The organism is Pedobacter frigidisoli (genome assembly GCF_004331675.1).
GTDB classification, from domain to species: Bacteria; Bacteroidota; Bacteroidia; order Sphingobacteriales; family Sphingobacteriaceae; genus Pedobacter; species Pedobacter frigidisoli.
The window spans coordinates 1-12,056 of the sequence record NZ_SJSN01000005.1 but is presented as its reverse complement, the minus strand read 5'-3'; the positions used below and the strand labels follow the sequence as shown (position 1 = coordinate 12,056).

The window sequence follows — 12,056 nt, the reverse complement described above, 5'->3', positions numbered from 1 at the left end:
CAAACGCAATGAAATTCAGACTTATACTCACCACTTTATTTTTTTCAGCACTTTTATCTCAAGCCCAGCAAGAACCAAGAAAAAAACCATCAAAGGAAACAGTTACAACAACTGAGGTAACCGTAAAAGAAGAGCCAAAAACTACAGGTAACGAACGTGCAATCAAAGTAGAAAGTGCCGTAGTCACCAATCATTCGGTAAATATAGATGGTAAATCAGTGCCATATAAAGCAACAACAGGTACGCTTCCAGTTTGGGATGAAGATGGAAAGGCCATAGCAGGTTTATTTTATACCTATTATGAAAGAAGCGATGTTTCCAATCGCGAAAAAAGACCTTTGGTAATCTCTTTTAACGGCGGCCCGGGTTCGGCTTCTGTTTGGATGCATATTGCATACACTGGCCCTGTGGTTTTGAATATCGATGATGAAGGTTATCCTATTCAGCCTTATGGTTATAAACAAAATCCTTATTCAATTTTAGATGTTGCCGATATTGTTTACGTAGATCCGGTAAATACAGGTTACTCTCGAGCAATTAACAAAGATGTACCCAAAGAAAAATTCTTCGGTGTTAGAGCCGATATCAAGTATTTGGCCGAATGGATTAATACTTTTGTCACCCGAAATAACCGATGGGCTTCTCCAAAATTCTTAATTGGTGAAAGTTATGGTACAACAAGGGTTTCTGGTTTAGCGTTGGAGCTTCAAAACAGCCAATGGATGTATTTAAATGGCGTTGTGCTGGTATCTCCGACAGAATTGGGCATCGAAAGAAGCGGCCCTGTAGATGCCGCTTTGCGTTTGCCTTATTTTGCAGCTACCGCTTGGTACCATAAAGTTTTGCCTACCGATTTGCAGGGCAAGGATTTAACAGTGATGCTTCCTGAAGTTGAAACTTTTACCATTAACGAACTTATTCCTGCAATATCGCAAGGTGGAATGCTTAGTTCCGAAAAAAAGAAAGCCATTGCCGCTAAAATGGCTCGCTATTCTGGTCTTTCAGAAAAAGTAATATTGGATTATAACCTCAATGTGCCGACAGATTTCTTTTGGAAAGAGCTGATGAGGGATAAGGGATTCACTGTTGGAAGATTGGATTCTCGCTATCGTGGCATCGATAAAATGAGTGCCGGGGAGGGACCAGATTATAATGCCGAACTCACTTCTTGGTTACATTCTTTTACGCCAGCGATCAATATGTACATCCGCAACGAGCTGAATTACAAAACAGATCTAAAATATAATATGTTCGGTTCGGTTTATCCTTGGGATAATACTGGCGATAAAACAGGTGATAATCTTCGTCAGGCGATGGCACAAAACCCCTACTTACATTTATTGGTGCAATCGGGTTACTATGATGGTGCTTGCGATTATTTCAATGCAAAATATAGCATGTGGCAATTAGATGCTGCGGGTAAATTGCAAGATCGCATGAGTTGGGAGGGTTACAGAAGTGGGCACATGATGTACCTCCGTAAAGATGATTTAAAGACAGCCAATAACCATATTCGCGAATTTATTAAGAAAGCATTGCCAAAAGCCGGGGAAGCGGCAAAATTTTAACCAGGATTTTTGGAGATTTAAGGTTTTTAAGATCGATGAGCAGAAAGTACATTGCCTACGTATGGGCGAGGTTGCGAACTCCATGGTCTGTGTCTCACAGACCGTTTTAATTAACTTTAATAATTTTTTGAAGCGCAATAGGCAGTACAATAATTATCGTTCGTCCTGCTTTGCACTACGATCTTTTTACTGTGTTGTTCTGAGTGATTTCGAAGAACAGCTAAAAATGATCTTCGCTTCAATCAGGGCTAGATAACCTTGGCTTTTCGCACGGAAACTGGCATAGTTGCATAAGTTGAGTAATATAAACCCGACCTGAATGGATGCTCCCGATTTTTCTTCGGAGCAGCAATGGGGGCGGGACTGCTTTAACCGAAATGCTTCTGTAATTGCTTTCCAAATTAAAATATAGATCGTGGTTGTAGGTTAATTGGCTAGCAAAAGTTAAACGAAAAACTGTTGACGGCAAACTAAAAATAATTACTTATTTTTGCAGATCAATTATGCAGCAAATAAAAACATCATTCGATTTTGAGAAGCCTATTGCAGATTTAGTTCAGCAGATAGAAAAGGTTAAGCAAGTTGCCGAAAAAACTAAGGTAGATATGTCTGCCACGTTAGATGAGCTTGACGGTAAATTAGATGAAACCACGAATAACTTATATCAAAATTTAACAGGTTGGAATAAGGTTCAAATGAGCCGCCACCCTGATAGACCCCAAACGCTTGATTACATCAGCATGATTTGCGATGATTTTATCGAGCTTCACGGCGATAGAACGGTTAAGGATGATAAGGCAATTATTGGTGGTTTTGCTACTATAAATGGCCAAACGGTAATGGTTATTGGTCACCAAAAGGGCAAAAATACCAAAGAGCGTCAATTCCGTAATTTTGGTATGGCAAACCCCGAGGGTTATCGCAAAGCTTTACGTTTAATGCGTTTGGCAGAGAAATTTAATAAGCCTGTTGTTTCCTTAATCGATACCATGGGTGCTTACCCCGGTTTAGAGGCAGAAGAACGCGGACAAGGGGAGGCCATTGCCAGAAACCTATTAGAAATGTCGATTCTTCGTGTACCAATTATATGTATCGTGATTGGCGAAGGTGCCTCTGGTGGTGCTTTAGGGATTGGTATCGGCGATAAGGTTTACATGTTGGAGCATACTTGGTATTCGGTTATCTCTCCAGAATCTTGCTCTTCTATTTTGTGGAGAAGCTGGGATTTTAAGGAAAAAGCTGCTGAGTGTTTAAAATTAACTTCTGACGATATGTTTGGTAACAAGCTGATTGATGGAATTATTCCTGAACCACTTGGAGGTGCGCATCAAGATCCAGAGTTAATGGGTAATACTTTAAAAGAATATATTATTAGGGATTTAGCTTCGTTAGGTAAAATAAAAACAGATAAAATGATTGAGCAGCGGATTGAAAAATTCTGTGCAATGGGTGTAGTCAACGAATAATCATTAACTAAATAAATTTGAAGCCTGTTTAACGGATGTTAGACAGGCTTTTTTATTTTACGATATCGACTTACGAAGTTTAGTTGGGTTGTGTGATGGAGAACTTCGTCAGTCTCCAAAGGGTAAAAGGTGTTGGCAGAACCGTAAAAGTCTGATGGGATTTTTAGGTTAAACTTACGAAGTTCTCCAACGCACCGTGCCCTTAGAAACTTCGTAAGTTACCAGCCATCGACTTACGAAGTTTAGTTAGGTTGTGTGATAGAAAACTTCGTCAGTCTCCAACGGGTATTGGCAGAACCGTAAAAGTCTGAAAGGGTTTTTAGGTTAAACTTACGAAGTTCTCCAACGCACCGTGCCATTAGAAACTTCGCAAGTTGAAATCTGCGGCAAACCCCTAAACCAAAAAAAAGCAGCTATAAATTAATGCAGCTGCTTAAAATTATTTTTAGCCCTTGCTATTGCGGACTTTGTTGAGGGAAGAACATCGATAATCTACTTTCTAAACCAGTAAATATCTTTTGCAATTTATCGCTCACTTTATCTTGTCCGGCGGCTTTACTCGTTCTAATCATTCTATCTAAATAGTATAATCCAGTTTGAATGTTTTGCGAACCCGTCAAACCTTTCGTTTTAGAAAGATCGGCTAAATAATTAAGCTCTTTGTTAATATAATCTGCAGATTGATTTAAAATCTCGTTCGCTCGAGCTGTTTCCCCAAGTTTATAAAGGTTTTCTGCCATATAATATTTAACCACAACAGTACGCAGTCCGTAAAATTTCTGAGGCATTACTGCATAATATTTATCAACTACCTTTTTAGCTTCAGCTGTTTTACCTTCTTTTAGTAGGCTTCCAGTTAAGTTGCTGAAAATGTTGGTGAAGATAAATGTATCATCAGATGATTGAGGATCTAAATAGGTGGCGGTTTTCATATTGCCCCATGCAAACTTAGTCATTACATTATTGTATAAAACTGGCGTATTTAATTGCTCAGCTTTTTCATCAGTTGTTGTGGTATCAGCTTTTAAAGGTAATAAGCGTAAGGCCAAACCTTCACTATATAAATATTTATCTAAACCATTATACTGCTCTGATGGAACGGTAGAAGCGAAATAAATCGGACGTTTCCAGTTGTTGTGCGCTAAAATATCGAACATCGCTAATGTTCCCTTGGTTACATAACCCTTATTGAAGGTCCAATCCATTACCGGAACAATCTTCGAAGCATCTGCCGCAGGAACTGTTCCTGTACTAACAACCTCTTGTGGATTAATCGTAATCTTCAGGTTTTTGGTTGGTAAGAAGTTAGATTTTGTACCATCTTGCATCGGTACTTTATCGCCCTCATCATTCGATAATAAAAGATCTACAACATTCTTAAGTTCAACGCTTCCAGAAATTTTATAATCATCGTACGGCATTACATCACGTTCACCTTGAACATATTGCTCTGGTTTCATGGTGATTGGCAGTGGAGCCGATTCGTTCTGTTTTTGCCTTAAACCATTGATGTACCAATCTGTATCGAATAAACTTAAATTCACAATGCGAATATCCGGACGAACATTTTCTACCTCTTGGATGTACCAAAGTGGGTAAGTATCATTATCTCCGTAGGTAAACAAGATGGCGTTTGGTGCGCATGATTGTAGGTAATCTAAAGCGATATCGTGTGGTACCATTTTAGTAGAACGATCATGATCATCCCAACCTTGCTCAGCCATAATTACTGGCGCAGCAAGTAAACCAATAACTGTCGCTCCAATTGCGCCAGTTGTTGGGGTGAGTTTCTTAAATAACCATTCCTTAATGGCGAGTACCCCGAGCCCAATCCAAATGGCAAAGGCATAAAACGATCCTACGTAGGCATAATCACGCTCACGAGGCTCTAATGGCTTTTGATTTAGGTATAAAACAATCGCAATACCAGTAAAGAAGAATAGTAAGGCGATTACTCCAGCATCTTTTTGATTGCGTTTAAAGTGCCAAACCGCACCCATTAAACCAATAATTAAGGGCAGGAAGAAAAATCTGTTATAAGCTTTATTGTCTATTGTTGATGGCGGTAAATTAGTTTGATCACCCTGACGTAAGGCATCGATTGGCTTAATTCCGCTAATCCATTCGCCTTCGTGTCCGCTTCCTTGTCCTTGCTCATCATTTTGGCGACCAATAAAGTTCCATCCGAAATAGCGCATATACATATAACCGATTTGATAGCTGAACAAGAAGCCAACATTATCCACCAAATTCGGATTTTTTGCATCATCCATGTGCATCCATTCCTTATAAAAAGCCGCATGTTTAGGGTCATCACTGTACATTCGAGGAAGAAGGGTATTGTTGCTATATTCATAATCGGTCTTTTTGCCGGCTACTTCATATTTCTCTTTTCCTTTTCTCCAAATGGTTTTTCCTTCTGTTACACCGGTTCTTTCAGAATTATAATTCGGTCCGTAACCTAATGGTCTATCTCCGTATTGCTCACGATTTAAATAACTTAAAAATGAGAAAGCATCTTTCGGTGCGCTGTTATTTAAGTTAGGATCTGCCTTTGCCCTAATGATAATCATAGAGAAAGAGGCGTATCCGAATATAATTAATACCGTAGAGATTAACCCTAGGTTTAACAGTTTCTTTTGATGTTGAATAGAATAACGGATACCCCAAACCAGTGCCCCGATTACCAGAATTGCAAAGAATAATACACCAGTTCCGAAACCTAAGCCTAAAGTATTAACGAAGAATAAATCGAAATACGCACCGAATGAAACTAAATATTGAATAATACCATATTGGATTACAGCTAGGATTAGAATACCAACAATTAAGGTTTTGATAATGCCCGATCTCGTTGCCTTACCCGTTCTTTTAAAGTAGTAAATAAAGGCAAGCGCTGGAATAGTTAATAAGTTTAACAAGTGGATACCAATTGATAGACCCATAATATAGGCGATAAACAACAGCCAACGGTCTGCTCTTGGCTCGTCTGCATGTGCTTCCCATTTTAAGATTGCCCAAAAAACGATGGCTGTAAATAACGATGATTGTGCATAAACCTCAGATTCTACTGCTGAGAACCAGAAACTATCAGAGAAAGTATAAGCCAATGCGCCAACTGCTCCAGCGCCCATAATGCTGATCAAATTTCCTGTAGAAATTATTTCACCAGATTTAACCAATGTTTTTTTAGCTAAGGCAGTAATTGTCCAGAAAAGGAATAAGATAGTTGCTCCACTACAAACTGCAGAACCTACGTTCATCCAATAAGCGATTTTAGTAAGGTCGCCAATAGCAAAAATAGAGAAGAAACGTTGAATCATTAAGAATAAAGGTGCTCCCGGTTGGTGAACAACCTGCATCCTAAATGCTGAGGCGATAAATTCCCCGCAATCCCAAAAACTAGCAGATGGCTCTAAGGTTAAAACGTAAGTTATTGTAGCAATTAAAAAGCAGATCCAGCCTACTATATTATTGACTTTTGAATAATTCATTGGTTTGTTTAATGATATTAAAAAATGGTGTTCACATAAAAATGCTGCCGAAATTAACTATTCTAGTCGATAAAACAGGTAAATTTTTGGATTGATTTAACAAAATTATACGGCTTAAGCTCATTATGGCTTAGGATTAAAAGTCATTTTTTAATAGATAAAAATCCCAAAACCCATAAACAGAAATTGAAAATCTGCTTATGGGTTAAAATTTAAAGTATTTTCAAGCTAGCCGGTGGCGAATGGCGTAAAACGATCGAGCAAGTTATTGTATTGTTTTTCGAGTTTCTTGCTCAGGGTATTCTGCTTAAACGTTTCTGTTAATTTTACCATTTGGCCAAGATAGGTGAGGTAGAAACGAACATTTTGTTCAGATGCCAATTGGTTTTTGCTTTCCGAAACATCAGCCAAGTGCGTTAATTCCTTATCAATATAATCTGCAGATTTGCTGATCATTGCATTTGCCCTATTGAGGTCGTTGATTCGGTAAAGGTTTTCCGTTAAATAAAAATTGCTCATTACCTGGCGCATAGTATAAATTTTCTCCGGCATAACCTGAAAATATTTATCTGCAACTTTTATGCTCTCTACGATTTTGCCATCGTTAATCAATCCATTTAATAAACCATTAAACATATTGGCACACATGGTTACATCATCCGCAGATTGCCTATCCAAATGATTTGCATTCTTGATATTTCCAAATCCATAAACATTCATCAGGTTATTGTACATCGGTTTTACGTTAACCAATTCGAATTTTTGGGTTACCGAGGTATCAGGTTTTAGTGGAAGTAGTCGCTTATTCAACCCCTCAATATAAAGGTATTTATCAAGCCCAATATATTGTTCATCGGGCATTGCCCCAGTAAAATAAATTGGTCTTTTCCAATTGTTGTGGGTTAAAATATCGAATAACGCTAATGTTCCCTTACTCACATAATCGCCATTGTAAGTCCATTCCATGCTGCTTGCAATTTTTCCAGCATCTTCCTTCGGAACCGTTCCCGTATCCAAAACCTCTTTCGGGTTAACGGCCAATTTTAGGTTTTTGGTTGGCAAAACATTGTACTTGGAGCCATCATTCATGGTTACTTTGTCTTCATCATTATCAGATAAAAGAACATCCAAAATTTCTTTCAATTCAATGTGTTGCGTAATTTTATAGTCTTGGTAATACATCACATCTCTGGTTCCTGCAACATATTGGGCAGGTTTGATAGTTAAAGGCAAAGGCTCTGATTGATTTTGTTTTCTCCGCATCCCATCGATATACCAATCTGCCGTAAAAAGGCTTAGGTTTACCACCCGAACATCAGGGCGGATATTTTCTACTTCCTGTGCATACCAAACGGGAAAAGTGTCGTTATCTCCGTAAGTAAAAAGAATGGCATTTGGCGCACAAGATTTTAAATAATTAACAGACATATCATGCGCCACGTGACTTTCAGAGCGGTTATGATCATCCCAACCTTGGCTAGCCATTATAATCGGAGCCGCAAATAAAGCAATAATCGAAGCGAAGATACTTGCCCTTGCTGGAGTAAGCTTTTTAAATACAAAATCTTTCAAGCCGAAAACACCCAAGCCTATCCAAATGGCGAACGCATAAAAAGAACCTACATAAGCATAATCTCTTTCTCGGGGTTCGAGTGGGATGGAATTTAGGTAAACTACAATGGCAATGCCAGTGAAAATGAATAGTAAACCAATTACCCCTGCATCTTTTTGATTGCGCTTAAAGTGCCAAACAGCTCCAATCAAGCCGATAATCAAGGGTAAAAAGAAGAATCTATTATAAGCTTTGTTTTCTACTATTGATGGCGGCAAATTGGTTTGATTGCCTAATCTTATAGCATCGATTGGTTTAATGCCGCTTAACCATGCACCATCATTGCCGCCATGTTGCCCATCTTCATTATCTTGTCGGCCAACAAAATTCCACATAAAATAGCGCATGTACATTTGTCCCGTTTGAAATGAGAACATGTATTTTAGGTTATCCATCAGGCTAGGCTTGTGGGCATCATCAAAACCCATGTAGTTTTTGTAAAACCTAACATGTTCGGGTTTATCGCTATACATTCGAGGGGCTAGTGTTTTATCGCCATAAATATATTCCGATTTCGTTCCTGCTGATTCATATTTATTTTCGCCTTTCCTATAGAGCTGATCAGTTTCCTTAATGTCTATCTTCTCCGAATTGTAGTTTTCACCATAGAGCAATGGGCGATCTCCATATTGGGAGCGGTTTACATAACTCAAAAAGTTAAAGGCATTTTCTGGATCGGTGTTGTTTAAATTGGGTTTTGCCTGCGCTCTGATAATCATTAATGCGAAAGAACTGTATCCGAAAATTAAAAGCACGGCAAAAAGCATGATCAAATTCATTGCTTTCTTGTTTTTAACAATAGAATACCTGATGCCGTAAACCAAGCCAGCTATAACAAGAATGGCGTAAAATAAAACACCTGTTCCGAAGCCAAAACCCAATGTATTTACAAAAAAGTAATCGAAGCTTGCGGCAAAGGATATCATATATTGGATAATGCCAAATTGAACAATGCCTAAAACAACAATTGAAATGATAAAAACCTTTAAAACACTTTGCCAATTTGGAGATTTGGCCTTTTTAAAATAATAAACAAAGATAAGTGCTGGAATGGTTAGTAGATTTAAAATGTGTACGCCGATTGAAATACCCATAATGTAGGCGACAAACAACAACCATCTATCAGCTTTTGGTTCATCGGCCAGCGATTCCCATTTTAAAATCCCCCAGAATACGATTGCGGTGCAAAGTGATGACATGGCGTAAACTTCAGCCTCAACCGCAGAAAACCAAAAACTGTCTGAAAATGCATATGCTAAAGCACCAACTAAACCTGCGCCGACGATGCTGATGATTTTAGAATTGGTTAATACTTCATCTTTTTTAATGATGGTTTTCTTTGCCAAGGCCGTAATGGTCCAGAACAAAAATAGAATTGTTCCTGCACTTGCTAGGGCTGATGAAAGATTCATGAAATAAGCGATCATGGTTTTATCACCCATGGCCATCGTGGAAAATAATCGCTGAATCATCGAGACCATTGGTGCTCCGGGTTGGTGTACAACCTGCATTCTGAAAGCTGTGGCGATAAACTCACCACAATCCCAAAAGCTAACCGATTGATCTAAGGTTAAGATGTAGGTGATGGCAGCAATGAAAAAACACGTCCATCCGGCCAGGTTGTTGATTTTTGAATAGCTCATAGTTTAGTTTAATGAAGTAACTGGGTTATAGGTTTCCTATAAAGTCGGATTTCGAATCACAATGTTGCACCACAAAAAAACTTTTTTTTGATCTTCAATCAGTTAGAAATAAATTTTAACTTTTTTTTAAAAACACTATTGCATAATTAAAATATGCTACCTACATTTGCATTCCCTTTCGAGGATATATCCTTGATAAGCTTTTGTCCGATAGTATAAGGGTAGTACGACAGTTTTTGGTACTGTTTGTCTTGGTTCGAATCCAGGTCGGACAACAAAATTTAGCATCGGATCGTGTATTTTAACAATACATGATCCGATTTTTTTTTAACTAGTAAACTACACACGGATCATGCCATTGCAGTTTAATCAGGTAAAGCTTTTTTCTGGAACAGGTTCTAGAGGATTATCACTAAAAATTGCCGAGAGTTACGGCAAGCCGCTTGGTGAGGTAACCATTCACAAATTTAGTGATGGTGAGTTTCAACCTTCATTTGATGAATCGATCCGTGGGTGTGATGTTTTCTTGATCCAATCTACTTATCAGCCTAGCGATAATTTAATGGAACTTTTGTTAATGGTTGATGCGGCTAAAAGGGCATCGGCACATTATATTACAGCAGTTGTGCCTTATTATGGTTTAGCCAGACAAGATAGAAAAGATAAACCTCGCGTGGCTATTGGTGCTAAATTGGTGGCGAATTTATTAAAGTCTGCAGGTATTCACCGTATTATGACGATGGATTTGCATGCTGCACAGATACAAGGATTTTTTGATATTCCGGTAGATCACTTAGATGGGTCGGTAATATTTGTTCCTTATATTAAAAGCTTAAAATTGCCGAACCTAACCATTGCATCGCCAGATATGGGCGGTTCTTACAGGGCTCGTACCTTTGCTAAGTTTTTTAATGCAGAGGTTATTATTTGCGATAAACGCCGTAAACGTGCCAATGAAATCGAATCAATGTCGATCATTGGTGATGTTACTGGGCAGGATGTCGTATTAATTGACGATATTTGCGACACTGCAGGAACCTTATCAAAGGCAGCAGCCCTGATTATGGAGAATGGTGCAGCAAGTGTAAGAGCAGTTTGTACACATGCTGTTTTATCGGGCAAGGCAATTGAAACAATAGAAAATTCAGTTTTGGCTGAATTAATAGTAACGGATACTATTCCATTGAAAATGGAAAGTCCGAAAATTAGACAGCTGAGTACAGCAAGTTTATTTGCAAGGGCAATTGCTAATGTAAACGAACACGGATCAATCAGCGATCTATTTAAAGTACAAGAGTATTAATAATTAAATAAATATAAAATGAAAACAATCGCAATTAGCGGTTCTCCAAGAGAGAACGTAGGGAAACGCGATGCCAAAGAGCTTCGTTACGAAGGTAAAGTTCCTGCGGTATTGTATGGTGGTACATCACAACAACATTTAGCTGTTGTTATTGCAGACTTAAGAGACGTAATTTACACTCCAGAAGCAAACTTTGTAGAAATCGAAGTGAACGGTGCAAAAACTAAAGCAATCGTTAAAGACACACAATTTCACCCATTAACTGATATTTTAATGCACATCGATTTTCTTCAATTATTTGATGATAAAGAAATCGTTATGGAAATCCCTGTAAAATTAACAGGAACTTCTCCAGGTGTTAAAATGGGTGGTAAAATGGTTCAAAAATTACGTAAACTTCGTGTTAAATCGTTACCAGCTAAAATGCCTCAATCTGTTGAAGTTAGCATTGCTAAATTAGAAGTTGGTGGTTTAGTTCGCGTTCGTGATATTAAAGGTGATGGATATGCAATTACTAATACTCCAGAAGATACAATCGTATCGGTAACCATGAGTAGAGCATTGAAACAAGCAGAAACAGAAGCTGCTAAAGGTAAAAAATAGTAAAATGATTTCACTGATTTAAGTGATTTCACAGATTAAAGAAAGCGGTGCAAATTTATTTGTACCGCTTTTTTTTGGGTGCGCCGGGCATGTCAATCGACTATAGGGTTAGAGTCCCGAACACGCTTAGCAGTAGGAAGTGTTAGCCAGAGACAAGGGTGTCGTGGGTGACTGCGAATCTGAAGGAAGTCCGCGGCAAATATGGGGGCCTACGAACAGAAACTGTATATGAGGCGGATTTAGTCCGGGTGATGTTGCCCAACAAACAGAAGCCCAATACTGCACGGGGACTATTACGTATATACAGAGGCCACATCCATAGGAAGTAGATTGTCCTACCCCGGGAGATCTGAATGAGTTCTGTCAA

Annotated in this window: 6 protein-coding genes; 4 read left to right on the top strand and 2 right to left on the bottom strand. The window is 38.5% G+C overall.

All coding sequences use genetic code 11. From position 1 onward, the window contains the following. Positions 1 to 8: 8 nt before the first annotated feature. Positions 9 to 1,568, top strand: a complete 1,560-nt coding sequence (locus EZ449_RS07230; protein WP_131557298.1) for a S10 family peptidase — start codon at positions 9 to 11, stop codon at positions 1,566 to 1,568. Between the two features lie 503 nt (positions 1,569 to 2,071). After that, the gene (locus EZ449_RS07225) at positions 2,072 to 3,034 is read left to right on the top strand and encodes an acetyl-CoA carboxylase carboxyltransferase subunit alpha (protein WP_131557297.1); all 963 of its coding nucleotides are present in this window, start codon (positions 2,072 to 2,074) and stop codon (positions 3,032 to 3,034) included. 455 nt (positions 3,035 to 3,489) lie between these two features. Here EZ449_RS07225 and EZ449_RS07220 read toward each other — a convergent pair whose 3' ends face one another. Beyond that, on the bottom strand, positions 3,490 to 6,528 hold the full coding sequence (locus EZ449_RS07220; RefSeq protein WP_131557296.1) for a DUF2723 domain-containing protein: 3,039 nt from the start codon (positions 6,526 to 6,528) through the stop codon (positions 3,490 to 3,492). Between the two features lie 228 nt (positions 6,529 to 6,756). Continuing rightward, the gene (locus EZ449_RS07215; protein WP_131557295.1) at positions 6,757 to 9,783 is read right to left on the bottom strand and encodes a protein O-mannosyl-transferase family; all 3,027 of its coding nucleotides are present in this window, start codon (positions 9,781 to 9,783) and stop codon (positions 6,757 to 6,759) included. A gap of 352 nt (positions 9,784 to 10,135) precedes the next feature. Here EZ449_RS07215 and EZ449_RS07200 point away from each other — a divergent pair, with 352 nt between their 5' ends. Both EZ449_RS07200 and EZ449_RS07195 read left to right on the top strand, forming a co-directional pair. Further along, positions 10,136 to 11,086, top strand: coding sequence for a ribose-phosphate pyrophosphokinase (locus EZ449_RS07200; protein ID WP_131557294.1), 951 nt, complete (start codon positions 10,136 to 10,138; stop codon positions 11,084 to 11,086). 18 nt (positions 11,087 to 11,104) lie between these two features. Beyond that, positions 11,105 to 11,689, top strand: coding sequence for a 50S ribosomal protein L25/general stress protein Ctc (locus EZ449_RS07195; RefSeq protein ID WP_131557293.1), 585 nt, complete (start codon positions 11,105 to 11,107; stop codon positions 11,687 to 11,689). The last annotated feature ends 367 nt before the right edge of the window (positions 11,690 to 12,056 follow it).

Bases quoted from the DNA above. Each gene is read 5' to 3' on its own strand.
- EZ449_RS07230 (WP_131557298.1), top strand. From the start codon at position 9: ATGAAATTCAGACTTATACTCACCACTTTATTTTTTTCAGCACTTTTA.
- EZ449_RS07225 (WP_131557297.1), top strand. From the start codon at position 2,072: ATGCAGCAAATAAAAACATCATTCGATTTTGAGAAGCCTATTGCAGAT.
- EZ449_RS07220 (WP_131557296.1), bottom strand. From the start codon at position 6,528: ATGAATTATTCAAAAGTCAATAATATAGTAGGCTGGATCTGCTTTTTA.
- EZ449_RS07215 (WP_131557295.1), bottom strand. From the start codon at position 9,783: ATGAGCTATTCAAAAATCAACAACCTGGCCGGATGGACGTGTTTTTTC.
- EZ449_RS07200 (WP_131557294.1), top strand. From the start codon at position 10,136: ATGCCATTGCAGTTTAATCAGGTAAAGCTTTTTTCTGGAACAGGTTCT.
- EZ449_RS07195 (WP_131557293.1), top strand. From the start codon at position 11,105: ATGAAAACAATCGCAATTAGCGGTTCTCCAAGAGAGAACGTAGGGAAA.